We start from the raw sequence: 26,228 nt of genomic DNA, 5'->3' as shown, positions 1-26,228 counted from the left end.
TCGGATGCTCACCGCTGCGGAGGATGCGGCGGCTGGTACTGCTGCTGCGGAGGATACTGCTGCTGCTGGGGGTACTGCTGATACTGCGGTTGCGCCTGCGGCGGCGTATACGGCTGCTGGTACTGCGGCGGCGCCGGATACTGCGGCTGCCCCGGCAAACCTTGCTGCGGAGGATACGGCTGGGGGTACTGCTGCCCCTGGGGATACTGCTGTTGCGGGTACTGCTGCGGCTGGTTCGAGGAGTTGCCCCGCTTGCGCAGCCAGACCACGAGTCCGATCACCACTGCCACGACACCGATGCACAGCAGCAGACCACCGACCGAGAAACCGCCGCGGCCACTGCTACGGCCGCGCCGCCTGGCCTCGGTGGAGTCCAGAGCCACGGTCCACACGTTCGCATCGGACCAGGCGTGCGGATCGAGCAGCGCGGCATTGGTCAGCACATCGGCATAGGTCATCGAGAGATACCCCCCCAGAAATTCGAAGGTGAATGGTCACAGGCGCAGTTGATGCTATCGCGCCGGATCCATGTCAGTTCCCAATAGTGGGACGGCGCGGCACCGCGCAACAGCCCACAGCACAGGGCGTGCCGTTGCTCGTGCAGCCATGGCCCATGACCGCACCCAGCCGACGAGGTTCGGCGCCGCGCAGCTGCTCGGAGATCAGTTCGACGACCAGCTGCGCGAAGCGCGGATCGGCTCCCGGCGTAGCGGTCCGGGCGAATCCCATACCGAGTTCGGCGGCCCGCTGCGCGGCCTCGTTGTCCAGGTCCCAGATGACTTCGAGATGGTCGGAGACGAAGCCGACAGGACAGACGATCACGGCGCCGACCCCCCTGGCGGCGAGGTCGTCCAGATGGTCGACGATGTCCGGCTCCAGCCACGGCACCTGCGGTGGACCGGAACGAGACTGCCAGACCACGTCGTAATCGGCGAAACCGCTTGCCGCGGCGCACAATCGGGCGGCTTCGGCCACCTGACGGCTGTAGAGCCGCCCGCCGTCGGCGGGCGGTCCCGCAGCGGCGTCGGCCGACACCGGAATGGAGTGAGCGGTGAACACCAGGCGCGCCTCGGCGCGGTGCTCGGCCGCGAGCCGATCGCGGGCCGCACGGATGGCGTCGGCGAAGGTCTCGATCAGCAGCGGGTGGTCGAAGTACTGGCGCAGCTTCAGCAGGTCGGGCGCGCCCGCGCCGAAAGCCGCACGCGCCCTGGCGATGTCCTCGTGGTACTGCAGACAGCCGGAGTAGCCGCCCCAGGCCGATGTCGGGAAGACCAGTGCGGACCGGATACCGTCGGCGGCCATGCGCGCGACGGTGTCCTCCACCATGGGATGCCAGTTCCGGTTACCGAAGTAGACCGGCAGATCCAAGCCGGCGGCGGCCGATTCGACCTCGACCGCCGCGATGATGTCGCGATTGAGCGCGTTGATCGGCGAGACGCCGCCGAAGTGCAGATAGTGTTCGGCGACCGTTTCCAGACGCTCGCGCGGCACTCCCCTGCCCCGCGTGACGTTCTCCAGGAACGGCATCACGTCCTCCGGACGCTCCGGACCGCCGAAGGACAGCAGCAGCAGCGCGTCGGCGGTCCGAACCACAGTGTCTCCCATCCGATCCGGCTCAGTTGATCGCCATGTCCTCCGGGAACCAGGTGTTGTGGCTGGCCCCGCCGTCGACGTAGATGATCGAGCCGGTGGTGCCCGGCAGCCAGTCCGACAGCAGCGCCACGATCGACTTCGCCACCACCGTGGGGTCGTCGACGTCCCAGCCGATCGGCGACGCGCCGTCCCAGTAGGTGTTGAGCTGGTTGAGCTTGGCCGCGTCGTCGGTCGCGGTGCCCGCGATCGCCTTGGCTGCCAGCGTCTTGATCGGACCGGCGGCGATGAGGTTGGAGCGAATCTTCTTGGCCGTGCCCACCTCTCGTGCGACGTACCGGTTCACCGACTCCAGCGCGGCCTTCGCCACGCCCATCCAGTTGTAGTACGGCATCGCGGTGCGTGGATCGAAGTCCATGCCGACGATCGAGCCGCCCTCGTTCATCACCGGCAGCACCGCGCGCGACAGCGAAGCGTAGCTCCACGCCGAGATCTCGAACGCCTTGGCGGCATCCGGTCCCGGACCATCCAGGAACGGCCGGGCCTCCGGCCCCATCAGGGTTCGGGGCGCGAACGCGATCGAGTGCAGCACTCCGTCGATCCCCTGCGGAGCCAGTTCCCGCAGCTTGTCCGCCAAGCCTGCGAGATCGTCTTCGCTGGTGACGTCGAGCCCGATGGCCGGCGGGACCTCCTGGGGCAGGCGCTTGGCGATCCGGTCGATCAGCCGCAGCCGCTCCGGGATGCCGGTGATGATCACCTTCGCGCCCTGCTCCTGCGCGACGGCCGCCGCGTGGAACGCGATCGACGAATCGGTGATGATGCCCGTGACCAGGATGGTCTTGCCTTCGAGCAGTCCGCCCATGAGTTCTCGGTTCTCCTGAAGATCGAAGTGGGGGTTGGCCGCGGGCGGCCGGGACCGGCCGCGCTACGCGTTCGGTGTGGTCAGTGGCCCATGCCCATGCCGCCGTCGACGGGGATCACGGCGCCGGAGACGTAGCCGGAGTCCTCGGACGCCAGGAAGCTGATGACGGCCGCGACATCCTCCGGCTGACCGAGGCGCTGCAGCGGGATGAACTCTTTCGCCATGTCGTGGAACTTTTCGTCCAGTGCCGCGGTCATGTCCGTTTCGATGAACCCGGGCGCGACGACGTTGGCGGTGATGGAACGCGAGCCGAGCTCACGGGTGATCGAGCGCGCCATACCGATCAGACCGGCCTTGGACGCGGCGTAGTTGATCTGGCCGGGTCCGCCGCCCATGCCGACCACCGAGCCGAGGAAGATGATCCGGCCCCAGCGCGCCCGCAGCATCGCGCGGTTGGCGCGCTTGGCGACGCGGAACGCTCCGGTCAGGTTCGCGTCGATGACTCGGGTGAACTGCTCCTCGCTCATCCGCATCAGCAGGGTGTCGTCGGTGATACCCGCGTTGGCCACGAGCACCTCGACCGGGCCCTGGTGCGCCTCCACCTCGGCGAACGCGCCGTCCACCGACTCGCTGTCGGTCACATCGCATTTCACACCGAACAGGCCGTCCGGGACCCCCGACCCACGATGCGTGACGGCCACCTTGTGACCGTCGGCAAGCAGACGCTGCGCGACCGCGAGACCGATGCCGCGGTTACCGCCGGTCACCAGGACCGACCGGGATGTGATGTTCGACATGGGGTTCAACCTACCTGGTCGTTTCGGTCGGTCACGACCGGGCTGCCCCGTCTGTCGAACCGACACTCGGATGGGAATGTGATGGTGATTCCGCACAACGAAACGCATCCGGCTCGCTCGGAACACGGCGCGGCCGCATGAAGCTCCCCCTGTCGCGGCCCGGCACGGGCCCGCGACCGGTGCTACGGCAAACGCTGGCGATAGAGCAGACCGATGACGATGCCCGCGGCGATGACCAGCAACCCGAGCAGCAACCACGGGCGGCTGGCGTCGCCTCTGGTCAGCTCGTAGCCGATCTGCTGCTCCAAGGTGTCGTAGACCTTGGTCAGTTCCTGGAGCGACGACGCGGTGTAGAACTCGCCGCCGGACAGCCGCGCGAGCTCACGCATGGCCTCGTCGTCCACCGCCACGCGGACTTGTTCGCGACTGCCGTCCTCCCGGGGGATTTCTACCACGCCCCAGCTGGTGCCGAACGAGATCGTCGAGATCGGGACGTTCCTGCTCTTGGCCAGCCGGGCCGCGACGAATTCGTGCCGTGGATTGTCGACGTCCTCGAAAGCGGGGACGGTCTGTTTCCCGTCCGACATCAGGACGATTCGGGCCGGTGGCGGCTCTTGCGCTCCGCCGAGCACCGTGGCCAGCGTCTCGATCGCCTGCAGTGCGGTGAGGATGCCTTCGCCGGTCGCCGTTCGCTCGGCGAGCCGGACGTTGTCGATGGCCGCTTTGACGCCTTCGTGGTTCGTCGTGGGCGACACCATCACCGACGCGGTGCCCGCGAAGGTGACGAAGCCGATGTTCACGCCCTCGGGCAACCCGTCGACGAAGTCCTTGCCCGCCTGCTTGGCGACCTGGATGCGGCTCGGCGCCACGTCGGTGGCCTCCATCGACAGCGACACGTCCATCACCAGCATCACGGTCGCGCGGTTGCGCGGCACCTTCTTGACCGCGGTGGGTCCCGCGGCGGCGACGGTGAGGAATACCAGGCCGACCAGCAGCAGGGCGACGGCCACGTGGCGGAACGGGCTCGGCCGCGAGGGAGCGACCTTCTCCAGCAGCTCCATGTTGGTGAAGTTCAACATGTGCTTGCGCCGGTTGCGCTGCACCAGGACGTAGCCGAGCGCGATCAGCGCGATGACGGCGAGGAATCCGAGCCAGATCTGTGCGGTGAAATGCGAAATACTCACTGACGTGGCACCCGCCCGGTCGGGGCGCCGAAGCTGTGGCGCCGGGTGGACACGAACCGGACCACGTCGGCGATCCAGTCCCGATCGGTACGCAGGGTGAGCACCGGAGCGCCACAGCTGCGCAGGGCCTGTTCGACCTGCTCGCGGTGGCGCTGCGCGGCGGCCGCGAAATCGGCGCGCAAGGTGGAGGTCACGCTGAACTCGCGGGTGCGCCCGGTCTCCGGGTCGTGCAGTACGACATCGCCCATGTCGGGCAGCGACAGGTCGCGCGGGTCCAGCACCTCGACCGCGAGCAGATCGTGCCTGGCCGATATCGCGCGCAGCGAGCGCTGCCAGTCGATGTCACCCAGGAAATCGCTGATGATCACCGCGAGTCCGCGTTTGCGCTGCGGGCGGCGCAGCGATTCGATGCCGCCGCGCAGGTCGCCGCGCACACCGTCGCGCGCGTGCGGGGTGGTCGCGATGCTGCGCAGCAGCGACTGGGCGTGCACCCGCCCGCCGCGCGCGGGGATGCGGGTCAACCGTTCGCCGGTGGCGACCACCGCGCCGATCCGGTTGCCGCCGCCACTGGTGAGGTGGGTGATGGCGGCCGCGGCGGCGATGGCGAGATCGCGTTTCTGGCAGGCGGCGGTGCCGAAGTCGAGGCTGGCCGACAGGTCGACCACCATCCAGGTCTCCAGCTCCCGGTCGGCGATCATCTGCCGCACGTGCGGGTGGGTGGTGCGGGCGGTGACCGACCAATCCATCTGGCGGACGTCGTCACCGGGCTGGTACGCGCGCGCCTCACCCGGCTCGGAGCCGGGCCCGGGAATGAGACCGAGGTGATCGCCGTGCAGCACGCCGTCGAGCCTGCGGCGCACGGTGAGTTCGAGGGTCTTCAGCGCGACCGTGAGCCGGGGGTCGGTGAGTTCCCCCGCGTGGAAGGACGGCGGTGCGTGGGACGACGACATCGGCACTGGCTCAGCCGGATCCGATGCGGAGGTCACTTCGGCGGAATGGTGCCCGCGGGCTGCGACTGCTGCCCGTTAGGCGGCTGGGGAACGGCCTGCTGCTGCGGCGAGGCCTGCTGGGGAATCTGCGGCTGCGGTGCGCCCTGCGCGGGCGCGGCAGGCGCGCCCGAGGCCACCGCCTGCGGCGCGACCTGCGGCAGGCCGACCGTCTGCAGAACGCGCTTGATCACGTCTTCCGGGCTGACCTCGTCGGCGAGCGCGTCGTAGGACAGCACCAGGCGATGGCGCAGCACGTCCGGAATCACCTCGACGACGTCCTGCGGCACGACGTAGTCGCGGCCGCGGATCAGGGCGACGGCACGGGCCGCGGCGATGATGCCGAGGCTGGCGCGCGGCGACGCACCGTAGGCGATCCAGCTGGCCACGTCCTGCATACCGAATTCGGCCGGCTTGCGGGTCGCGGCGATCACCCGGACCACGTAGTCGACCAGGGCGTGGTGCACGAAAGTGTTGGCCGCGACCTTCTGCAGGCGGATCAGGTCCTCCGGCTCCAGGATCCGACCGGCCTCCGGCGGGGTGACGCCCATCCGGTAGATGATCTCGCGCTCCTCCTCCACCGAGGGGTAGTCGACGACGACCTTGAACAGGAAGCGGTCGCGCTGCGCCTCGGGCAGCGGGTACACGCCCTCGCTCTCGATCGGGTTCTGGGTCGCCATGACCAGGAACGGGTCCGGCATCGGATAGGTCTTGCCGCCGATCGACACGTGCCGCTCGGCCATCACCTCGAGCAGCGCCGACTGCACCTTGGCGGGCGCGCGGTTGATCTCGTCGGCGAGCACGAAGTTCGCGACGACCGGACCGAGTTCGGTGTCGAACTCCTCGCGGCCCTGCCGGTAGATCCGGGTACCGATGAGATCGGTGGGCACCAGGTCGGGCGTGAACTGGACGCGGGAGAACGAGCCGCCGACCACCTTGGCGAAGGTCTCCACGGCGAGGGTCTTCGCGATGCCGGGAACGCCTTCGAGCAGGACGTGACCACGTGCGAGCACGCCGACGAGCAGCCGTTCGACCAGGCGATCCTGGCCCACGATCACCCGCTTGACCTCGTAGATCGTCTTCTCCAGGGTCTGGACGTCACGCTCGAGGGTGCTGGGCGTGGAGACCGGCGCATCCTTTGCCGAGTTCGCTCCGCTCACACCGTCCGTCGAAGTCACCAACATCCCCGCTTTCGCCTTGGTCCTGTGCGTGCAGCCACAACTATTCCAGGTAATCACCGCCTGTGCCGCAACCGGACCCGACAGAATGGGAATTTCGGCGGTCCCGCGGTCCGATCGATACCCGGAATGTCCGAATATCTCAGGAGACTACGCGTACCGCGTACGGCATGATGCCGCCCTCGCGGACCGGGGAAACCTTGACCACGTCGCCGGATTGCGGCGCCTCGACCATCTTCCCGTCGCCGAGATACAGCGCCACGTGCTGGCTGCCGTTGGGCCCCCAGAACAGCATGTCGCCGCGTTCGCGGTCATCGACCGGCACCCGGGTGCCCGCGTTGTATTGGTAGCCGCTGTAGTGCGGCAGCGAGACCCCGATGCCCGCGAACGCGTAGACCATCAGCCCCGAGCAGTCGAAGCCCACCTTGTGGTAGTCGCCGTGACTGTCGGCGACGCCGCCGTCGCGGATGCCGAGGGTCGGCCCGTCCTCGTCGCCACCGCCCCAGGCATAGGTGACGCCCAGCTGGGACATGGCGCGATCGACCACTATCTCGATCGCGGAGGAGCCACCGACCGAAGGCGCGTTCGGCCGGGGCGCACTCCGCCGCGGCGGTGGCGCGTCCTCCAGCTGGGTGTGGGGGCGCTTTCCGGTGCCCAGTTCGGCGGCGCGGTCGCGGGTGGCCTGGTCGGCGGCCGCGCGAGCGGCGGCCGCCGCGGCGGCGGCACGCACCGCCGCCTCCTCCGCCTTGCGCATGGCGTCCCAGGCCAGGTACGCGTCGCGCTGGCCCTGCAGACCCGCCACGTCGTGTCGCGCCTGATCCAGCCGGCCCTGCGCGTCCTGACGCCGTCGCAGCAGATCGTCGCGCTGCGCGTGCTGCCGGTCGAGCTCGGCCTTGGCCGCGGCGACCGCGTTCTCGGCGTCGGTCTTGCGCGCGGCGGCGATGGCGGCGGCCGCGTCGGCGTCCGCCTTCGCCTGCCGGGCGCTGGAGTTCTTGTTGCCGTGGTCGATCTGTGCGCGCCGCAGACCGTCGAGCACCTGCCTGCGGTTCTTGGAGACCAGCTCCAGCAGCTGTGCCCGGTCCAGCGCGGCCGCCGGGGTGGCCGCGGCGAGATAGGTGACCATCGCGTCGGAGGCGGGCCGGGTATAGACCTGGGTGGCGAACTGGTCGAAGTTGTGCCGCGCCCGGCCGACCGCGACCGCGGCATCGGCCAGGGCGAGCTGGCTGTCGACCACCACGACAGCGGCCGCGTCGGCGGCGTCGCGGGCGTTCTGCAGGTCGACCAGCGCCTTGTTGACGTCTTCCCGGCGCTGCGCGACCGCGTCGTCGAGCTGCCGCAATTGGTGATCGACCACGGCGACCTGGTTGATCAGCGTGCCGACCTCGGCCACACGCGCGTCGACCTGCGCGCCGGCCTGGGCGATCTGGCCGTCGCTGGGATTTGGCGGGGGAGGTGGAACAGCGGCGACCGGTCCGGTCGTGACCACTACAGCGACCGAGATCAGCAATCCTATAGCTATCGGTAATCGGCGTCGGTAGGTCAGCCCGCCGTTGTTGCGCATCACACCTCCAAGGACCGGATTCCGGTAATCCTCTAGGGCATCAGCCGAACCATGACGCACTGTGGTCACAGATGGCCTCTGAAAACACATATTCCCCATCAGGGACCATTCGAACCGTATGACACTTGCGCCACCGAGTGAACCGCATCTACCGCGCTGGATGTTCGCCATTTCTTCTTTGCTAGAAGTTTGCTAGACCCGGCGAAACCGTTTTCGGTCCACTACAGACCAACCGTCCGGAAAAGTAGCTATAGAGATACTGCGATTCCCGTTAGTCCCCTAGTTCGGCGGCACCGCTACTTCGCACGCAGCGAAGATCTCGCACCCGGACGCGCGGGAACCGCGACAGCGATTCCAGGCGGCGATGTCGGGTAGCCGCGGCCGGCGGGGATGGAACCCCTGTGGAGGACGTCTGCCGAAGCCGACCGCGCAGGAGGAAGGGGCGAAAGTTCAGTTGGTGCGCGCGTCGGGTGACTCGTCCCGTGCCACGCGGGGATCGCTCACGCCGTCCGCCGAACGCCGCGACTTGATCCAGTACAGCCCGGCGATGGCCGCCGCCGTCCCGAGCAACAGCGTGCCGGTGATCGCGGTCCAGGACACCGACTCGGGCGTCTCCAGACGGGCCACGAAGGTGCTCGCGGCCTCCCCGCTCTTACCCTGCTTGTACTTCGCCGCGTCCTCGGCCCATTCCAGCTGCACACGGCTGATCGAGTCGCTGTAGGTGCCGATCCAGTCGTCGCTGAAGACGACGACCGTGCCGTGCTGCGTCTTGCCGATCTCGGTGGCCAGGTCCCGCAGGCTCGAGTCGTGTCCTGGATTGCCGGGGACGACCACGATGCTCAGCGGGATTCCTTGCGATCGCGCCTCCGCGGCGATGACGACCAACTCCGCCTCGTCCTTGCCGGTCAGCGTCGCGACATGATCGTCGGCCAGATCGGCGTTGAGCGAGCGCACGGTGTCGGCGGTGACATTCGGCGGCAATTCGGCGGCCATGGGCGTGAAAACCGAGTTGTGCGGGGCGGTCATCTTCCATCCGGTCTGTCGAGCCGCATCGGCAACCGAAGCGACGGGCATTCAACACTGCAGGGTCGAGCGAGGTCCCCCTTGCTGGCTCGGAAGCACAGTACGCGACGGAGTGTCGCATCATCGGTCCACGGCACGCGCAACCGCCCCCTGGTGTTTCACAGGACAAGCGTACTGTTAAGGTCGTAACGCGAGGAACCGGCGCCCGAGCGGCACCGGAGCACCTCCGAAGACTCGGCCGCCGGCACAGCCCCGCCGGCGACCGCCCTCACAGACGAGTGGAGCTGACGTGACGACAAGTATCGATACTTTCGGCGCCAAGGGCACCCTCGAGGTCGGAAGCAACTCCTATGAGATTTTCCGCCTCTCCGCCGTGCCCGGCACCGAGAAACTCCCCTACGCACTGAAGGTCCTCGCGGAGAATCTCCTCCGCACCGAGGACGGCGTCAACATCACCGCCGATCACATTCGCGCCATCGCGAAGTGGGATCCGACGGCGCAGCCGAACACCGAGATCCAGTTCACGCCCGCCCGCGTCATCATGCAGGACTTCACCGGCGTGCCGTGCATCGTCGACCTGGCCACGATGCGCGAGGCGGTGGCCACCCTGGGCGGCGACCCGAACAAGGTGAACCCGCTCGCTCCCGCCGAGATGGTCATCGACCACTCCGTCATCATCGACGTCTTCGGCCGCGCGGACGCCTTCGAGCGCAACGTCGACATCGAGTACCAGCGCAACGGCGAGCGCTACCAGTTCCTGCGCTGGGGCCAGACCGCGTTCGACGACTTCAAGGTCGTCCCGCCCAGTACCGGCATCGTGCACCAGGTCAACATCGAGCACCTGGCCCGCGTCGTCATGGTCCGCAACGGCCAGGCCTACCCCGACACCTGTGTCGGCACCGACTCGCACACCACCATGGTCAACGGCCTCGGCGTCCTGGGGTGGGGCGTCGGCGGCATCGAGGCCGAGGCGGCCATGCTCGGCCAGCCCGTGTCGATGCTGATTCCGCGCGTGGTCGGCTTCAAGCTGACCGGCGAGATCAAGCCGGGCGTGACCGCGACCGACGTGGTGCTCACCGTCACCGACATGCTGCGCAAGCACGGTGTGGTCGGCAAGTTCGTCGAGTTCTACGGCAAGGGCGTGGCCGAGGTACCGCTGGCCAACCGCGCCACCCTGGGCAACATGAGCCCCGAATTCGGTTCCACCGCCGCGATCTTCCCGATCGATGACGTGACCGTCGAATACCTGCGCCTGACCGGACGTTCCGACGAGCAGGTCGCACTGGTCGAGGCGTACGCGAAGGAGCAGGGTCTCTGGCACGACGCCGACTCCGAGCCCGCTTACTCCGAGTACCTCGAGCTGGACCTGAGCACCGTTGTCCCGTCCATCGCGGGCCCGAAGCGGCCGCAGGACCGGATCCTCCTGTCGGAGTCCAAGATCGCGTTCCGCAAGGACATCCACAACTACACCAGCGACGCGGAGAGCGGCCCCGCCGCCGACACCCCGCACAGCAAGCTGGACGAGGCCGTCGAGGAATCCTTCCCGGCCAGTGACCCGGCCGTGCTGTCCTTCGCCGACGACGGCTCCGACTTCACGCCGTCCGCCGCGAACGGCGCGGAGGGCCGCCCGAGCAAGCCGGTCAAGGTCTCCACCGAGGAGTACGGCGACTTCGTGCTGGACCACGGCGCGGTCGTGGTCGCCTCGATCACCTCCTGCACCAACACCTCCAACCCGTCGGTCATGATCGGCGCGGCCCTGCTGGCCCGCAACGCGGTGGACAAGGGCTTGGCCCGCAAGCCGTGGGTGAAGACCTCCATGGCGCCGGGCTCGCAGGTCGTCAACGGTTACTACGAGAAGGCCGGCCTGTGGCCGTACCTGGACAAGCTGGGCTTCAACCTGGTCGCGTTCGGTTGCGCCACCTGCATCGGCAACACCGGCCCGCTGCCGGAGGAGATCTCCAAGGCGGTCAACGACAACGACCTCACCGTCACCGCGGTGCTGTCGGGCAACCGCAACTTCGAAGGACGGATCTCCCCCGACGTCAAGATGAACTACCTGGCCTCCCCGCCGCTGGTCATCGCCTACGCGCTCGCGGGAACCATGGACTTCGACTTCGAGAACGACCCGCTCGGCAAGGACAACGAGGGCAACGACGTCTTCCTGAAGGACATCTGGCCCTCGCCGCAGGAGATCCAGGACACCATCGACCGGGTCATCAGCCGCGACATGTTCCTCGAGGACTACAAGGACGTCTTCCGGGGCGACGAGCGCTGGCGCGGCCTGCCCACGCCGGAGGGCAAGACCTTCGAGTGGGATCCGCAGTCCACCTACGTGCGCAAGCCCCCGTACTTCGAGGGCATGCCGCAGACGCCGGAACCGGTCACCGACATCAAGGGCGCCCGGGTGCTCGCTCTGCTCGGCGACTCGGTCACCACCGACCACATCTCTCCGGCGGGCAACATCAAGCCGGGCACCCCGGCCGCCCAGTACCTGGAGGCCAACGGCGTCGAGCGCAAGGACTACAACTCCTACGGCTCGCGTCGTGGTAACCACGAGGTGATGATCCGCGGCACCTTCGCCAACATCCGGCTGCGCAACCAGCTGCTCGACGACGTCTCGGGTGGTTACACCCGCGACTTCACCCAGCCCGGCGGGCCGCAGGCGTTCATCTACGACGCGTCGCAGAACTACCAGGCCGCGGACATCCCGCTGGTCGTGCTCGGCGGCAAGGAGTACGGTTCGGGCTCCTCGCGTGACTGGGCCGCCAAGGGCACCCGCCTGTTGGGCGTGCGGGCCGTCATCACCGAGTCGTTCGAGCGCATCCACCGCTCCAACCTCATCGGCATGGGCGTCATCCCGCTGCAGTTCCCGGCGGGCGAGTCGGCCGCGTCGCTGAAACTGGACGGCACCGAGACCTTCGACATCGAGGGCATCACCCAGCTGAACGAGGGTGTCACCCCGAAGACCCTGAAGGTCACCGCCACCAAGGAGAACGGTGACAAGATCACCTTCGACGCGGTGGTGCGGATCGACACTCCCGGTGAGGCGGACTACTACCGCAACGGCGGCATCCTGCAGTACGTGCTGCGCAACATGATCCGTGCCTGATCGCGCCGCCTCGGGCGGCGCGTGTTCGCGCCGCTGAGGTCTCGTGTTCGCGCGTCCCGGACTCCCGCCCTCGGCGCCCGCGAACACGGGACGCGCGCTCGTACTGTGTGAACCCCCGCGTCGGTGTAGCGCCGACGCGGGGGGTCCGTGTATCCCCGTTGGAGGATCCTGATGCCCAAGGTCAGTGACGATCACCTCGCCGCCCGGCGCGGCCAGATTCTCGACGGAGCACGCCGCTGCTTCGCCGAGTACGGCTACGACGGCGCCACCGTGCGCCGCCTCGAGGAAGAGATCGGGCTATCCCGGGGCGCCATTTTCCACCACTTCCGCGACAAGGACGCGCTGTTTCTCGCCCTCGCCCAGGAGGACGCCGAACGCATGGCCGACGTGGCGGCCAACCAGGGCATCGTGCAGGTGATGCGCGACATGCTCGCCCACCCCGAGCAGTTCAACTGGCTCGGAACCCGTCTGGAGATCGCGCGGCGGCTGCGCACCGATCCCGAATTCCGCGCGGGCTGGACCCAGCGTTCGGCCGAGCTCACCGCCGCCACCCTGGCCCGCCTGGAACGCCGCAAGGCCGCGGGCGCGCTGCGCGACGACGTGCCCACCGACGTCCTGCTCGGCTACCTCGACCTCGTCCTCGACGGCTTGATCGCGCGGATCGCCTCCGGGCACACCAACGAGAACCTCTCGGCGGTATTGGATCTCGTCGAGGCGTCGGTCCGGCGCAAGCAGTGATTTCTCCGTGCGAGAGCGTCGAGCGCGCGCGGCGCGGAGTACTCAGTACGTCGTATTGATGTACTCCGCGGCGTGCGTGGTCCACGGGACGTTCGTCCCCGGCATGTGCTGGTGGTTGTAGAGGACGTGCTGGCCGTAGGGCCAGGGGGTGAGGTAGCCGACGACACCGCGGACCGCCGCGGTGTAGCGGTCGAGGTTGCCGATCGGGTCGCGCAGCAGGATTTCCAGCAGTTCGGCGAAGATCAGCGGCGCGACGTCACCGATGCGGGCGCCCTCGACGAAGGAGAACGGGGAGACGCCGACCCCGATGATGCGCAACGGCGAATTCTTCGGTGACGCGGTGATGATGTCGCCCGGGTTGGCGTACTCGCGGACCGCGACCGCGGCGGGCCAGGTTCCGCGTTGCCCGTGCAGGCCGAACGTACTCACCGGGCAGAGGTTTCCGACCGACTGCCCGGCGCGGCGCAACGGATTGGCGATGTTCACCACGAACGCGATCTCCAGCGGCGTGCCGTCGGTGTTCTTGTACTTCCCCGCTTGGACGCCCTCCAGGATCCGGCTGGCGCAGATTCCGCCGAGCGAATAGCTCAGCAGCCCGCAGACATTCGGCGAGTCCTGGATCGCCTTCACCCCCGCAGCGATGCCGAGCCGCACCGACGTCTCCAAGGAAGGACCCCAGACCTCTGGCACGGGGCCCACCGAAGCGGGCCAATCCGGTTCGAAGCAGCTGAACTTGCCGGTGTCGAGTAGTTTCGTCACGTCGTGCAGCATGCCCGCGGGCGTTCCGTCGGAGTTCCGCGGCTCGCCGGTTCCGCGGAGAGTGATGATGTCGATCATCGTGGCCTCCTTGCACAACCGCACCGAAACTTTCGGCACGCGATTCCACGGTAAACCCGGGCCACCACGCTGACACGAGTATCGAGCTACCTCATCGCGGCACGAGTTCTCCCATGTAGAACGCGATTCGGCGGATCACCGGCTGTGTGAGCTACCTCGGCTACCCGTCCGGCTCCATGCTGCCCAGCAGAATTCGCGCGAGCCGGTCCAGTTCCCGCCGCTCGGCGGCGGTGAGCACGGACAGCAATCGGGTCTCGTTCGCGGTGTGCTCGGTGACCACGATGTCGACCAGCTTGCGCCCCGCACCGGTGAGTGCGACGCGAACCGCCCTGCGGTCGTGCACGTCCGCGACGCGCCGCACCAGCCCCGCCGACTCCAGCCGGTCCAGCCGTCCGGTCATGCCCGCACGGGAGAGCATCAGCGTGTCGGCCAGCACCGACGGATTGAGCTCGAACGGCTCGCCCGAACGGCGCAGTGCGGCAAGCACGTCGAATTCGCCGCGCTGCAGGCCGTGCTTGCCGAATACCGCCTCGACCTCGCGCTGCGCCACCAGGAACAGCCGCCCCAGCCGTCCGACCACGGCCATCGCCTCCAGATCGAGGTCCGGTCGTTCGCGCTCCCACTGCGCCACGATCGCGTCCACGGCGTCGGTCTTCCGCTCGGTCATGGACCGGATTCTATTCGGTGGTATATAGTTCGGTGACGAATTATCAATCAGCGAACAACTGGAGCTCGAGATGCCCATTCCCGCCCCGCGCAAAGACGTCGCGATCCGGCAGCCGCAGGACGCGGAGGTCCTGCACACCCGGTCGGTCACCGTGCGCCTGCTGATCGATGCCGAAGAGGCCGGCGGCGGGCTGAGCACGCTCGAGGTCGGCATGGAACGCGGCGCCGACGGTGCGGCGCCGCACTATCACACACGTTCCGACGAGCTGTTCTACGTCGCCGAAGGAGAACTGCAACTGCTTGCCGGTGACCGCATCGTCACCGTCGGCGCGGGTGGTTCGATCGTGGTCCCGAAATTCATGCCGCACGCGTTCGGCGCCGCACCGGACAGCACGGCCCGCATTCTGATCGCGCTCACACCCGGGGTACAGCGTTTCGAGTACTTCCGGCTGCTGGAACGGATCGCCGAGGGCTCATCCACGATGGCCGAACTCGCCGCTGCCCAGGACGAGTTCGACAACCACTTCGTTGACGCCCCTGCCTGGTGGGCACAGCGTGAAGGCAACCGGAACTGAAGCCTGTCGGGCACCTCCGAAACGGAGAAGGCGCAGTCGGATTCGAGCGAGTTGGTCACAAGGCGCCACGTACCGGAGCAGGGGAATACGATGTGGTGCGCAAGCAGCCGCATCCCCGGTCCCCACCTCCGCCGAGTGCGAAAGTACGGCCGAGGTGCGCGAAAGTACAGATGCACAGCCGCCAATATCGGGCTATGGACTCCGTCCGCGCATCGCGGGCGATAGCTCGATCGTTGCGCCCGACGTGCTTCCAGGCTACCGGAAATCTTTCGGTACTTGGCGCTTATGGGTCGGAATTCGGTTTGCCGCGGGCCGGGAAATCTCGCGATCCGAGCCGATAGAGGCCACTACCGCGATATGATCGCTCACACGCTCGGGGGTCGTGGCAAATTGTGAGCAGATCGGAGAAACGGCTATGACCGACGCAATCCGCCTTTCCGGAACGACACCGAAGGGTGACCGCGCCGCCCCCCTCCAGGGTCTGCTGGTCGCGGAATCGGACCGGGAGATCAGCGTGCGCGTCGCGGAGGGAACGTGGACGTTCTGCCGGTCCGATGTCCTGCGCGTCATCGATTCCGCAGTGCCGCACGCCGATCCGGACGGCCGTCCGGTGCTGGTGGACATCCGCGCCGGCGCCACCGCCGATTTCACCCGCAGGCTACGGATCGATCTGGTCGATCGGCCGATGACCATTCCGGAGTCACCGTCGGAGGCGCTCGGCGACGACCAGCTGCGTCAGCTCACCGAAAGCTGGGCCGATCGGCTACAACTCGTCGACTACCCCGGCACGAGCGGGGCGACGTTCACCTACTGCCAGACCAAATCGATCAACGGCAGCGACGACGGCATCAACTGCGACAGCCTCGACTGAGCGGCAGGCGGATGGCGGCACGCCAGCGTGGTTCGGTCCTGATCGTGTCCGAGTCCGATGATCTACACGCCACGGCGATGGCGGCGACGCTTCGAGAACACCACGGGCTCGCCCCGATCCAGCTCGACCTGCGTGATTTCCCCCGCGAGTCCGGCAGCTTCCGGCTGGACCGGCTCGGCACCACACGCTCGCTGTCGCACCTGATCGGTCTCGACGACGTCCGGTCGGTGTGGTGGCGGCGCCCACACCCCGCGCGGGTGCCCGCGGGTGTCCGCGCCTCGGACAACGATTTCCGTCAGGCCGAGTGCGACGGATTCATCCAGGGGCTGCTGTGGTCCATCCCCGCCTACTGGGTCAACGACCCGGGGGCCGATCGCACCGCGGGACGCAAGATCGTGCAACTCGAGACGGCGCTGCGGGCCGGGTTCACGGTGCCGGAGACCCTGATCACCAACGACCCGGACGAGGCGCGCAGCTTCGTCGAATCCCGTCCGGGCCCGGTCGTTTACAAACGCACCGGCACCAGCCGGGCGGAGTTCGCCGAGACCAGGATCATCTCCAGCAACGATTTCGGCAGGCTGGCCGCGATCCGTTCGGCGCCGACCACCTTCCAGGACTACATCGACGCCACTTGCGACCTGCGCGTGGTGTGGGTGGACGGAGTCGAGTGGACGGTGCGCATCGACTCGCAGGCCGGTGTCGGCAAGGTCGACTCCCGCCTGGACACCTCCGTCGACTTCGTGCCCGATCATCTGCCCGCCGCGGTGAGCAAGTCGCTGGCCACCCTGATGGGCGCGCTCGGATTGTCCTTCGGCGTGCTCGACATTCGGCTCGGCCGCGACGGTGAGTACTACTTCCTCGAGGTCAACCCGCAAGGCCAGTTCGCCTACCTGGAGATCAAGACCGGGCTGCCGATCTTTCGCAGCCTGGCCAACTTGCTGGTGGACGGCGACGGCACAGTGGCGGGCTACTGAGCCCGGCGATAGGTCTGCAGCACCACGCCGGAGGCCCGGAACGCCACGGCGTCCACCAGTCGTAGCAGCCGGGGTGCGACCTCGCCGAACACCGGCAGGCCTGCGCCGAGCAGCACCGGAAACACCAGCAGCCGAAGTTCGTCCACCGCGTCGAGACGCAGGAACTCCTGCGCCGTGCGGACACCGGCGAACACCACCAGCGGCTTGCCGGGACTGTTCTTCAGCTCCGCGATCTCGGCGGGCAGGTCCGCGCCGATCCGGCGGGCGGGCTGCCAGGGCAGTTCCAGGTCCGTCCGGTGCGACAGCACGAGCTTGGGCAGCGCGTTGACCAGCGGGGCCAGCATCGCGTCCCCCGGCGTCGCCGGATCGCGTTGCGCGTCGGGCCAATACCCGGCCAGCAGCTCGTAAGACGTGCGCCCGAAGATCTGGGCATCGACGCCGCCGAGCAACTCGGCGAGGTAGGCGTCCAGTTCTGGGTCGTCGACTTCGATCCAGTCGAGCGCTCCGTCCGGGCCGGCCGCATAGCCGTCCAGCGTCACCATGATCTGCAGCAGCAAGTCCCGCACCACGAGGTTCCTTCCGTCGACAACGTGTCCCCACAGTGCGGACGGTGCTCGCGGCGCGGATTCATCGCGCCGGTACGGCGGCGCTATTGGCTCTTGCGGCGATTGGCTCCGCCCCGGCTGCGGAGTTGCACATCCGACTCCACCAGCACGTTATGGATGAAGCCGTAGGAGCGGCCGGTGGACCGCGCCAGTGACCGGATGCTCGCACCCGCCTCGTACTGTTTCTTCAGCTGGGTTTGTAGGCGATCGCGTGACTTCCCGGTGACGCGTGTGCCCTTACCCAATGGGGCCTTGCTTTGTGGCCTGTCGCTCATGGCTTCCTCCGAGTCGCCGAGCAGCGTCTTTCCAGGCTAAGCACTCAGCAGGCCGTGATCAACGGGTTCCTGTGATGAAACTCACGCAAGCTGAATAAGTTCCAGATATTCGGCCGACCAATGGTCTTCTGTCCCGTCCGGGAGCAGGATCACGCGTTCCGGAGACAGCGCCTCCGCTGCGCCCGGGTCGTGGGTGACCAGCACCACGGCGCCCGCGTAGGTGCGCAGGGCGTCCAGCACCTGCTCTCGCGAGACGGGGTCGAGGTTGTTCGTGGGCTCGTCCAGCAGCAGCACGTTCGCTGCGGAGGAGACCAGTCCGGCCAGCGCGAGACGGGTCTTCTCACCGCCTGAGAGGGTGCCCGCGGGCTGCTCGAGCTGCGGACCGGAGAACATGAACGCGCCGAGTAGGCCGCGCAGATCCTGCTCGCCCGCGTCCGGCGCCGCGTGACGGATGTTCTCCCACACGGTGGCGTTATCGTCCAGGGTGTCGTGCTCTTGGGCGAAGTACCCGACCTTCAGGCCGTGTCCCGGCACCAAGCCGCCCGCTGTCGGCTGTTCCACTCCGGCCAGCAGGCGCAGCAACGTCGTCTTACCCGCGCCGTTGAGCCCCAGCACCACCACCCGGCTGCCGCGGTCGATCGCGAGATCGACACCGGTGAAGATCTCCAGCGAGCCGTAGACCTTGGTCAGGTTCTCGGCCATCAGCGGCGTCTTGCCGCAGGCCGCGGGCTCGGGGAACTTGATCCGGGCGACCTTGTCGGCGACGCGCACGTCGTCGAGTTCGGCCAGCAGGCGATCGGCGCGCTTGGCCATGTTCTGCGCCGCAGTGGCTTTCGTGGCCTTGGCGCCGAGCTTGGCCGCCTGGGCGCGCAACGCACTCGCCTTCTTCTCGGCATTCGCGCGTTCCCGGCGCCTGCGCTGCTCATCGGTGGCGCGCGCGTCCAGATACTTCTTCCAGCCCATGTTGTAGACGTCGGCCTCGCCGCGCACCGCGTCCAGGAACCACACCTTGTTCACCACGTCGGCGAGCAGTTCCACGTCGTGACTGATCACGATCAGGCCGCCGTCGTGATTCTGCAGGAATCCCCGCAACCAGGTGATCGAGTCGGCGTCGAGGTGGTTGGTCGGCTCGTCCAGCAGCAAGATGGTGTCCGAACGCCCGCCGCTGCCGTCGGAGGCCGCGAACAGGATGCGGGCCAATTCGATTCGCCGCCGCTGACCACCGGACAGGGTGCGCAGCGACTGCCCGAGCACCCGGTCGGGCAGACCGAGGCTGTGGCAGATGCGCGCCGCCTCGCTCTCGGCGACGTAACCGCCGAGGGCCGAGAAACGCTCTTCGAGCCTGCCGTACTTGCGGACCGCCTTCTCGCGCTCTTTGTCGTCGGCGACCTCCGCCATCAGCGCCTGCTGCTTCTCCATCTCCCGGATCAGCGTGTCCAGGCCGCGCGCCGACAGCACCCGGTCCCGGGCCAGCACGTCCAGGTTGCCCTCGCGCGGATCCTGGGGCAGGTAGCCGATGTCGCTGGAGCGGAGGATCTTTCCGGCGTACGGCTCCCCCTCTCCGGCCAGGATGCGCAGCGTGGTGGTCTTTCCCGCGCCGTTGCGCCCGACCAGCCCGATCCGGTCGCCCGCCTGCACCCGCAGCGCCGCTCCCGGTGCGGACAGCAGGGTGCGGACTCCGGCCCGGACCTCCAGGTCGGTCGCGGTGATCACAAACTTCTCCTCGTGGATCGTGGTGCTGGACGCGTGCTCGATTGTGCGACCCGACGCGCACAAGAACCACCGATTTTACCCGGCGCGAAGGGACCTTCCCCTTGTCGGCACCCCGCATGTGACGGCGGTAACGGCCCGCGCGAACAGCTGCGCTACCGTGCGAGCCATGAGTACCGATCTATTGGGCAAGAGCGCACTGGTCACGGGGGCCAGCCGGGGCATCGGCAAGGCGGTCGCGGCGGAGTTGCTCGCACGCGGCGCGAACGTGCTGATCACCGCGCGGAAGAAGGACCCGCTGGAGGAGGCCGCCGCCGAGCTGCGCGGGCTGGGACACCAGGGCCAGGTCGTCGCCCTGCCGGGAAACTCGGGCGTCGCCGAGGATCGGGCGGCCGCGGTCGAGCGCGCGGTCACGGAGTTCGGTTCGCTGGATGTCCTGATCAACAACACCGGCATCAACCCGGTCTTCGGTTCCCTGATGGACGCCGACCTGGACGCCGTGCGCAAGATCTTCGACGTGAACGTGGTCGCGGCCCTCGGCTACATCCAGGAGGCCTACCGGGCGTGGATGCGCGACCACGGCGGCGCCGTGGTCAACGTGGCCAGCGTGGCGGGCATCCGCTCGACCGGCGTGATCGCCGCCTACGGCGCGTCCAAGTCCGCGCTGATCCATCTCACCGGTGAACTCGCCTGGCAGCTGGGGCCGAAGATCCGGGTGAACGCGGTCGCGCCGGGCGTGATCAAGACGAAGTTCGCCGACGCGCTGTATTCGTCCGATGAGGAGCGCGCCGCGAGCGTGTACCCGATGAAGCGGCTAGGCACTCCGGAGGACGTGGCGCGCCTGATCGGCTTCCTGGTCTCCGACGAGGCGGCGTGGATCACCGGCGAGACGGTGCGCGTGGACGGCGGGCTGCTGTCCACCGGCGGGATCTGACCCCGCACAAGACCCTCGGGGTGCGGTGCGCTACCGGAACGCCAGTGCGCCGAGCATGTCGGCGTGCCGGTAGCGCAGGTACTTCTCGACGGTCGGCGCGTCGACCGCGTCGGTGGCGGTCGCCAGCGTCACCACCACGAACTCCTTCTGGCTGCCGTCCTTCCACTTGCCGGTCGCATAGCCCTTGATGTAGGTGCCGGGGCGCAGCGTGAGGTCGGCGTCGGTGAACCGGTCCTTCGCCGCGGCGGCCCGGCCTTGATCGGTCATGCCGAGCACGAACTGGGTGAGCATGAGCGCGCCGCCCTCGGTCCGGTACACCAGTTCCGCCGCGTAGGCGCAACCGAGGCCGGTGAGCTTGCCCGCCGCCTCGATGGGGCCGCAATCGGCGTGATCACGACCGTCCACCCAGTCGGCGTGCAGTTCCACGCGATCGAACCGGAAGTCCCAGTCCCCCGCGTATTCGGTGTAGCTCAGCCTGCCCGAAGCGGGGCGCGCCGGGCGCGTGCTGGTGGCGGCGCCCGTGCGTGTGGTCGCAGCGGCCGACGTCGCTTCGGCGGAGGTCGCCGCGGCTTGCGCGTGCCCTCGCTCGCGCGGATACCGCGCCACGCCGACACCGACCGCCACCAGCACGACCACGAGGCCGACCACCAGAGCGACGATGACACCCTTTCCGGACCTCGGCGGCGGTGGAAGCGGAGGCTCCTCCCATGCCGCCACCGGGTACGCGCTCGGCGGCGACATCCGCCCCCAGTCCGATGGGTACGTCTCGTCCCCTGTGCCGTAACCCTCTGAGCCGGCCCCGAATTCGGAGCCGGATGGATAGGTCATCGCGAGCGCCCTCCACATCTCCCGACAGCCGTCCCACCCCGTGTGGACTCCCCCCGGCTGCCCGCAAGACCCTACCCGATCCGCCCAGGCTGCCGCGGTCAGAGCCGGGCGGGCTGACGCCAATCCTCGCGACCTGCGACCGCCGGGGCGGCAGACTGCTCTTCGATGCCGAATCGCCGGTGCAGTTTGCGCAGCGGTCCGGGCGCGTACCAGTTCCAATCGCCGAGCAGTTCCATGGCCGCGGGCAGCAGGAAGCCGCGCACCAGGGTCGCGTCCACCAGGACGGCGAGCGGTAGCCCGATGCCGAACGCCTTCATGAAGGTGATGTCGGAGGCGAGGAAACCGAGGAACACCAGCGAGATCAGGACCGCCGCCGCGGTGACGATCCGGCCGATCCGCTCCAGCCCGGAGGTGACGGCCAAGGCGTTGGATCTGGTGCGCTGGTACTCCTCCCGGATACGCGCCAACAAGAACACCTGGTAGTCCATGGCGAGACCGAACGCCACGCCGAACAGCATGACCGGAACCGTCGGGGGCAGGTCGCCGGTGACGGTGAAGCCGAGCAGCCCGGAGAGGTGACCGTCCTGGAAGATCCACACCAGCGCACCGAACGTCGCGGTGAGGCTCAGGAAGCTGAGCACGACCGCCAGCAGCGGCAGCACGACGCTGCCGGTGAGCAGGAACAGGACCACCATCATGATCAGCACGACGAAGACCAGCGCGTACGGCAGCGCCGAGACCACCGCGTCGATCGCGTCCGCGTTGGCCGCCGCCACGCCGCCGACCAGCACCGGTGAAGCGGCGGGCGTCGCGCGCACGTCCGCGGCGATCCGGTCCAGCACACCGGGATCGGTGGTGTCCGGGACCACCGTGAGGTAGGCGGCGTTCTCGGCGCGGAAGCGGTCGTTGGCCTCCGTGGGCGGGGCGAGCAGACCGCCGTGGCTGTAACTGCCGGTGGCGGTGTCGACCCTGCGGACGTCCTCGATCTCCGACAGTTCCCGGGCGTAGGCGTCCAAACCAGCCGCGCTGTAGGCGCTTTCGGGCAGCACGGCGAACAGCCCGTGATGCTCGGTTGCGGCGAAGTCACGCTGGATGGTCTCGGTGACCTGGCGATTGTTCATCGTCTCCGGGAGCGAACGCTCGTCGGGAAAGCCGAGTTTCACACCGAGGAAAGGCGCGCCCAGCACGAGCAACAGGGCGGTCACCGATAGGCCGATGGGCACCGGGCGCATCATCACGAACCTCGCCAGGCGATGCCAGGCGCCCTCGCCGGGCGCGGGGCGGGCGGCGCGCAGGAACCACCACAACTGCCCGCTGTCGATCTTGGTTCCGAGCAGGAACAGGATGGCGGGCAGCACGGTCAGCGACACCGTCGCCGCGATCGCCGCGACCGCCAGACCCGCGTACCCCATCGACCGCACGGCCAGCAGCGGGAAGAACAGCAGACCCGAGAGGGCCACGGCGACTGTGACGGCCGAGAACGCGACGGTCCGCCCCGCCGAGCGCATGGTCGCGGCCACGGCTGCCGCGGGCTGCTGTCCGGCGACCAGTTCGTCGCGGTAGCGGCTGATGATCAGCAGGCTGTAATCGATCGCCAGGCCGAGCCCGAGCAGGGTGGCGACATTGGTAGCGGTCGCAGCGAGATCGGTGACGCTCGCGATCAGCCACAGCGCCCCCATCGTGATCATCACCGTGATCATGGCGACGACCAGCGGCAGGCTGGCCGCGACCAGGCCGCCGAACACCAGCAGCAATGCGATCAGCGTGATCGGAAAAGCGATGGATTCACCGAGCACGACGTCTTTCTCGCTCTGCTGCACGGTCTCGTGCAACAGCATCGCGTAGCCGCCCACCCGCACCTCGAGCGGGCCGTGCGTGCCCGCGAACCGGTCGGCGAGATCACCCACCCGCTTGTCGACCTCGGCCTCCTCACCGAGGATGCTGGCCACGATCAGCCCCTTGGTGCCGTCGGTGCTGCGCAGCGCGGGCGATTTGTCGGTCCAGTACGAGGTGACACCTGTCACCCCGGAGGCCGCCTTCAGATCGGTGACCAGATTCGTCGCCGCGGTGGCCGCGGCGTCGTCGTCCACCGACCGGCGCGTCTGCACCAGCAGCACGAGATTCGGGGGCGCCTGGCCGAAGGCGTCCCGCAGTGCCGCGGTCGCCCGGCTCGATTCGCTGTCGGGGTCGATGTACCCGCCGCCCTGCACCTTGTCGAACAGCGTCGCGCTCAGCGTGCCCATCGCCAGTGCGAGCACCGCGAACACGGCCAGGATCCATCGGCTGCGCCGCCTGGTCAGTTCGAACACTTGCGTCTACCCCTAACTCGTTCCGGTCGCACCGCTTTCGTCCTCGGACTCCCGCGGCCGCCGGTCGGCAACCTGCCCGGCGCGCCATCCGCGGCGCACCGGTACGCCGACACCTGACACTCGGCACCGGAGCCGGATGCGTGCGCCAGCGCCCCGGCATCCTAGCAACGTGCGACAAACTCCGGTGAGCGCGAACACATTCCGTCCACTGCGCCGAGTCCCGGCCCCGGACCGGCATGCTGCCGCGTTGTCCGGCCGAGGAAGGCAGCCGCTCCAGGACGGCCCATGGGGCCTTGCGCGTCCGCGGTGTTCCGCACGCGGTGAGGCGGCCACGATCGTCGCGACAGGATTCGCGAAGAGTTCACCCGCGGGACCCGGGTCCGCGTGCGGACACTCGCACCGGACGCGTTCGACCCGGCCGGCCTCTCGTCGAGCCGGCGGATGAGAGGCTCGGTCCATGCATCGATACGGATTTCTGCGGATCCACACGGGCCCGGCGTGAAGCCCGACCTCGTCGTCTGTGGCCTCGGCCCGGCCGGTCGCGCCCTCGCCCACCGCGGCGCGGCGCGCGGGCTCACGGTCACCGTGGTGGATCCCGCACCGGGGCGCAGGTGGACGGCCACCTACGCGGCGTGGGCCGACGAACTGCCCGATTGGCTGACGCCGGAGGCCGTCGCGGCGACGGTACCGCGCCCGACGGCCTGGGGCACGCGCGCCCACCGAGTGGACCGCCCTTACGTCGTGCTGGATACCGGGCGGCTGCAGACCGCGCTGGACCTGTCCGGTGCGCACGTCGTCTCGGATCGTGCGGTCGATATTGCTCCCGAGCGTGTGACCTTGGCGTCCGGCGCGACGATCACCGGAGGCCGGGTCGTCGACGCACGCGGGCTCAGCCGTTCCCCCGCACGGGCCGAGCAGACCGCCTACGGCGTGATCGTGGACGCGCAACGATGCGGAGGATTGGATCCGTTGTTCATGGATTGGCGTCCCGACAACGGCGCCGCAGCCCACGCACCGCGCTCGTTCCTCTACGCGGTCCCGCTGGACGACGAGCGGATGCTGTTGGAGGAGACCTGCCTGGCCGGTCGCCCCGCCCTGACCGGCGCCCAACTGCGCACCCGCCTGCACCACCGGCTCCGTGCCAGGGGCATCCGGCTCACCGGCGCCGAACCCGTGGAGCACGTCCGGTTCCCCGTGCAAGGAGGACGTCCGGGGCCGCACAGGTTCGGCGCGGCGGGCGGATTCCTGCATCCGGCCACCGGCTACAGCGTCGGCGCCGTGCTGGCCTGCGCGGATGCGGTGGCGGCGGGTGCGGACGTGTGGCCGCCCGGCGCACGCGTCGTCTACCAGCTGCGCACCGCCGGGCTGCGGGCACTGCTGGCTTTACCGCCCGGTGACATCCCGCTGTTCTTCGACACGTTCTTCACGCTGCCCCCGGCCACGCAGCGCGCCTATCTGTCGGGCCGCACCGACCTCGGCGGCACGGTCGCGGCGATGAGTTCCCTGTTCCGGGCGCTGCCGGGGCCGCTGCGCCTGCGTGTCGCGGCCGCGACACTCGGGATGCCGGTTGGGTCGCGAGGTCGATGGGCTTCGGCCATGATGGATGCATGAGATCGATCTGGAAGGGCTCGATCGCATTCGGGCTGGTGAACGTCCCGGTGAAGGTGTACACCGCCACCGAGGACCACGACATCCGGTTCCATCAGGTGCACGCCAAGGATGGAGGCCGGATCAAATACGAGCGTGTCTGCACCGTGTGCGGTCAATCCGTCCAGTACACCGACATCGATAAGGCCTACGAGTCCCCGGACGGGGACAAGGTCGTCCTGAGCGACGAGGACTTCGCGAAACTGCCCGTCGCGGAGAAACACGAGATCCCGGTTCTGCAGTTCGTGCCGTCCGAGCAGATCGACCCCGTCCTGTTCGAGAAGAGCTACTACCTGGAACCGGATTCCAGCACGCCGAAGGCATACGTCCTGCTCGCTCGGACGCTGGAGGAGATCGAGCGCACCGCCCTGGTGTATTTCACACTGCGCCAGAAGACCAGGCTGGCCGCGCTGCGCGTGCGCGACGGCATCCTGGTGCTGCAGACACTGTTGTGGCCGGACGAGGTCCGCTCCGTCGAATTCGAGTCCCTGGACGGTGTCGCCGAGCCCCGGCCGCAGGAGATCAAGATGGCCGAGACGCTGGTCGAGGCGATGTCCGACGACTTCGATCCGGACCAGTTCACCGACGAGTACCAGATCGAGCTCAAACGCCTGCTCGACGAGGCGATCGCCAGCGGGACCGGCAAGGTGCCCGAGCAACCGGAGCTCGTCCCGAGCGGGATGGACGCCGAGGTGGTCGACCTGGTCGCCGCGCTGCAACGCAGTCTGGAAGCCAGTGGTCGCCGGACGGCGGGCGGTGACGGCGGCGAGGAGCCGAAGAAGGCGGCGAAGAAGGCCACGGCCAAGAGCGGCGCGGGCAAGAGCGCAGCGTCGAAGAGCACCGCATCCAAGAGCACCGCGACGAAGGGCACGGCGTCCAAGAGCACCGCCGCCAAGAGTGCGGGAAAGAAGGCGCCCGCCAAGAAAGCCGCCAAGAAGGCTCCGGCCCGCAAGGGAGCCTGAGCGCTCG

At 68.4% G+C, this 26,228-nt stretch carries 24 protein-coding genes; 8 read left to right on the top strand and 16 right to left on the bottom strand.

The features are described from left to right. Positions 1–8: 8 nt before the first annotated feature. The 9 genes from M8859_RS26505 to M8859_RS26465 all read right to left on the bottom strand — a co-directional run bounded on the left by M8859_RS26505 (position 9) and on the right by M8859_RS26465 (position 9,184). The gene (locus M8859_RS26505) at positions 9–458 is read right to left on the bottom strand and encodes a hypothetical protein (protein ID WP_195071351.1); all 450 of its coding nucleotides are present in this window, start codon (positions 456–458) and stop codon (positions 9–11) included. A 73-nt stretch (positions 459–531) separates the two neighbouring features. Then, positions 532–1,593: a ferrochelatase gene (locus tag M8859_RS26500; protein ID WP_223513701.1), complete on the bottom strand. Its 1,062-nt coding sequence runs from the start codon at positions 1,591–1,593 to the stop codon at positions 532–534. Between the two features lie 22 nt (positions 1,594–1,615). Continuing rightward, positions 1,616–2,452 (bottom strand): NADH-dependent enoyl-ACP reductase InhA, encoded by an 837-nt coding sequence (gene inhA / locus M8859_RS26495; RefSeq protein ID WP_159926042.1) that lies wholly within the window; start codon positions 2,450–2,452, stop codon positions 1,616–1,618. Positions 2,453–2,532: 80 nt separating this feature from the next. After that, entirely contained in the window at positions 2,533–3,249 is a 717-nt protein-coding gene (fabG1, locus tag M8859_RS26490; RefSeq protein WP_159926044.1) for a 3-oxoacyl-ACP reductase FabG1, read from the bottom strand. Between the two features lie 182 nt (positions 3,250–3,431). Then, on the bottom strand, positions 3,432–4,433 hold the full coding sequence (locus M8859_RS26485) for a VWA domain-containing protein (RefSeq protein WP_159926046.1): 1,002 nt from the start codon (positions 4,431–4,433) through the stop codon (positions 3,432–3,434). Beyond that, complete coding sequence (locus M8859_RS26480) at positions 4,430–5,383, bottom strand: DUF58 domain-containing protein (RefSeq protein ID WP_195071349.1); 954 nt, start codon at positions 5,381–5,383, stop codon at positions 4,430–4,432. The genes M8859_RS26485 and M8859_RS26480 overlap by 4 nt, the downstream gene beginning before the upstream one ends. Before the next feature lie 32 nt (positions 5,384–5,415). Continuing rightward, a complete protein-coding gene (gene moxR1, locus M8859_RS26475; protein WP_159926050.1) occupies positions 5,416–6,603 on the bottom strand; it encodes a chaperone MoxR1 in 1,188 nt (395 codons plus the stop codon). Positions 6,604–6,739: 136 nt separating this feature from the next. After that, positions 6,740–8,158, bottom strand: coding sequence for an NlpC/P60 family protein (locus M8859_RS26470; RefSeq protein ID WP_159926052.1), 1,419 nt, complete (start codon positions 8,156–8,158; stop codon positions 6,740–6,742). A gap of 450 nt (positions 8,159–8,608) precedes the next feature. Next, on the bottom strand, positions 8,609–9,184 hold the full coding sequence (locus M8859_RS26465; RefSeq protein WP_195071347.1) for an Rv1476 family membrane protein: 576 nt from the start codon (positions 9,182–9,184) through the stop codon (positions 8,609–8,611). A gap of 286 nt (positions 9,185–9,470) precedes the next feature. On the opposite strand from M8859_RS26465, the gene M8859_RS26460 reads away from it, so the two are divergent. Further along, positions 9,471–12,290, top strand: a complete 2,820-nt coding sequence (locus tag M8859_RS26460) for an aconitate hydratase (protein WP_159926056.1) — start codon at positions 9,471–9,473, stop codon at positions 12,288–12,290. Positions 12,291–12,461: 171 nt separating this feature from the next. Further along, positions 12,462–13,028, top strand: coding sequence for a TetR/AcrR family transcriptional regulator (locus tag M8859_RS26455; protein ID WP_159926058.1), 567 nt, complete (start codon positions 12,462–12,464; stop codon positions 13,026–13,028). Positions 13,029–13,070: 42 nt separating this feature from the next. On the opposite strand, the gene M8859_RS26450 is transcribed toward M8859_RS26455, so the two are convergent. Next, positions 13,071–13,865 carry a hypothetical protein gene (locus M8859_RS26450; RefSeq protein ID WP_159926060.1) on the bottom strand — a complete coding sequence of 265 codons (795 nt, stop codon included), beginning with the start codon at positions 13,863–13,865 and terminating at the stop codon, positions 13,071–13,073. Between the two features lie 160 nt (positions 13,866–14,025). Beyond that, positions 14,026–14,532, bottom strand: a complete 507-nt coding sequence (locus M8859_RS26445; protein WP_159926062.1) for a MarR family winged helix-turn-helix transcriptional regulator — start codon at positions 14,530–14,532, stop codon at positions 14,026–14,028. 70 nt (positions 14,533–14,602) lie between these two features. Here M8859_RS26445 and M8859_RS26440 point away from each other — a divergent pair, with 70 nt between their 5' ends. From M8859_RS26440 to M8859_RS26430, 3 genes are all read left to right on the top strand, one after another. Further along, a complete protein-coding gene (locus M8859_RS26440) occupies positions 14,603–15,106 on the top strand; it encodes a cupin domain-containing protein (protein WP_159926064.1) in 504 nt (167 codons plus the stop codon). A 415-nt stretch (positions 15,107–15,521) separates the two neighbouring features. Then, positions 15,522–15,977 (top strand): hypothetical protein, encoded by a 456-nt coding sequence (locus M8859_RS26435; protein WP_195071346.1) that lies wholly within the window; start codon positions 15,522–15,524, stop codon positions 15,975–15,977. Between the two features lie 44 nt (positions 15,978–16,021). Next, a complete protein-coding gene (locus M8859_RS26430) occupies positions 16,022–16,951 on the top strand; it encodes an MvdC/MvdD family ATP grasp protein (RefSeq protein ID WP_236565518.1) in 930 nt (309 codons plus the stop codon). On the opposite strand, the gene M8859_RS26425 is transcribed toward M8859_RS26430, so the two are convergent. The 3 genes from M8859_RS26425 to M8859_RS26415 all read right to left on the bottom strand — a co-directional run bounded on the left by M8859_RS26425 (position 16,945) and on the right by M8859_RS26415 (position 19,544). Continuing rightward, entirely contained in the window at positions 16,945–17,517 is a 573-nt protein-coding gene (locus M8859_RS26425) for a dihydrofolate reductase family protein (RefSeq protein ID WP_195071408.1), read from the bottom strand. The genes M8859_RS26430 and M8859_RS26425 overlap by 7 nt on opposite strands. Positions 17,518–17,600: 83 nt before the next feature. Further along, positions 17,601–17,831, bottom strand: a complete 231-nt coding sequence (locus M8859_RS26420) for a helix-turn-helix domain-containing protein (RefSeq protein WP_223513684.1) — start codon at positions 17,829–17,831, stop codon at positions 17,601–17,603. A gap of 81 nt (positions 17,832–17,912) precedes the next feature. Continuing rightward, on the bottom strand, positions 17,913–19,544 hold the full coding sequence (locus M8859_RS26415) for an ABC-F family ATP-binding cassette domain-containing protein (RefSeq protein WP_249644956.1): 1,632 nt from the start codon (positions 19,542–19,544) through the stop codon (positions 17,913–17,915). A 166-nt stretch (positions 19,545–19,710) separates the two neighbouring features. Between M8859_RS26415 and M8859_RS26410 the strand changes: the two genes are divergently transcribed. After that, the gene (locus M8859_RS26410) at positions 19,711–20,475 is read left to right on the top strand and encodes an SDR family oxidoreductase (protein ID WP_159926074.1); all 765 of its coding nucleotides are present in this window, start codon (positions 19,711–19,713) and stop codon (positions 20,473–20,475) included. 30 nt (positions 20,476–20,505) lie between these two features. Here the strand turns inward: M8859_RS26410 and M8859_RS26405 are convergent, their stop codons facing one another. Then, entirely contained in the window at positions 20,506–21,303 is a 798-nt protein-coding gene (locus M8859_RS26405; protein ID WP_159926076.1) for a hypothetical protein, read from the bottom strand. 98 nt (positions 21,304–21,401) lie between these two features. Further along, positions 21,402–23,612 (bottom strand): MMPL family transporter, encoded by a 2,211-nt coding sequence (locus M8859_RS26400; RefSeq protein ID WP_159926078.1) that lies wholly within the window; start codon positions 23,610–23,612, stop codon positions 21,402–21,404. A gap of 498 nt (positions 23,613–24,110) precedes the next feature. On the opposite strand from M8859_RS26400, the gene M8859_RS26395 reads away from it, so the two are divergent. Both M8859_RS26395 and ku read left to right on the top strand, forming a co-directional pair. Beyond that, on the top strand, positions 24,111–25,223 hold the full coding sequence (locus M8859_RS26395; RefSeq protein ID WP_236565519.1) for a lycopene cyclase family protein: 1,113 nt from the start codon (positions 24,111–24,113) through the stop codon (positions 25,221–25,223). Then, on the top strand, positions 25,220–26,221 hold the full coding sequence (gene ku / locus M8859_RS26390; RefSeq protein ID WP_249644955.1) for a non-homologous end joining protein Ku: 1,002 nt from the start codon (positions 25,220–25,222) through the stop codon (positions 26,219–26,221). Before M8859_RS26395 ends, ku begins: the two co-directional genes overlap by 4 nt. The last annotated feature ends 7 nt before the right edge of the window (positions 26,222–26,228 follow it).

Source organism: Nocardia sputi (genome assembly GCF_023501985.1).
Note: the sequence above shows the minus strand (reverse complement) of the source record. Positions and strands in the feature narration are given on the sequence as shown.

Coding starts and splice junctions, on each gene's coding strand:
- fabG1 (WP_159926044.1), bottom strand. CDS start 3,249: ATGTCGAACATCACATCCCGGTCGGTCCTGGTGACCGGCGGTAACCGC.
- ku (WP_249644955.1), top strand. CDS start 25,220: ATGAGATCGATCTGGAAGGGCTCGATCGCATTCGGGCTGGTGAACGTC.
- M8859_RS26450 (WP_159926060.1), bottom strand. CDS start 13,865: ATGATCGACATCATCACTCTCCGCGGAACCGGCGAGCCGCGGAACTCC.
- M8859_RS26435 (WP_195071346.1), top strand. CDS start 15,522: ATGACCGACGCAATCCGCCTTTCCGGAACGACACCGAAGGGTGACCGC.
- inhA (WP_159926042.1), bottom strand. CDS start 2,452: ATGGGCGGACTGCTCGAAGGCAAGACCATCCTGGTCACGGGCATCATC.
- M8859_RS26405 (WP_159926076.1), bottom strand. CDS start 21,303: ATGACCTATCCATCCGGCTCCGAATTCGGGGCCGGCTCAGAGGGTTAC.
- M8859_RS26470 (WP_159926052.1), bottom strand. CDS start 8,158: ATGCGCAACAACGGCGGGCTGACCTACCGACGCCGATTACCGATAGCT.
- M8859_RS26440 (WP_159926064.1), top strand. CDS start 14,603: ATGCCCATTCCCGCCCCGCGCAAAGACGTCGCGATCCGGCAGCCGCAG.
- M8859_RS26410 (WP_159926074.1), top strand. CDS start 19,711: ATGAGTACCGATCTATTGGGCAAGAGCGCACTGGTCACGGGGGCCAGC.
- moxR1 (WP_159926050.1), bottom strand. CDS start 6,603: ATGTTGGTGACTTCGACGGACGGTGTGAGCGGAGCGAACTCGGCAAAG.
- M8859_RS26455 (WP_159926058.1), top strand. CDS start 12,462: ATGCCCAAGGTCAGTGACGATCACCTCGCCGCCCGGCGCGGCCAGATT.
- M8859_RS26505 (WP_195071351.1), bottom strand. CDS start 458: ATGACCTATGCCGATGTGCTGACCAATGCCGCGCTGCTCGATCCGCAC.
- M8859_RS26465 (WP_195071347.1), bottom strand. CDS start 9,184: ATGACCGCCCCGCACAACTCGGTTTTCACGCCCATGGCCGCCGAATTG.
- M8859_RS26445 (WP_159926062.1), bottom strand. CDS start 14,532: ATGACCGAGCGGAAGACCGACGCCGTGGACGCGATCGTGGCGCAGTGG.
- M8859_RS26420 (WP_223513684.1), bottom strand. CDS start 17,831: ATGAGCGACAGGCCACAAAGCAAGGCCCCATTGGGTAAGGGCACACGC.
- M8859_RS26480 (WP_195071349.1), bottom strand. CDS start 5,383: ATGTCGTCGTCCCACGCACCGCCGTCCTTCCACGCGGGGGAACTCACC.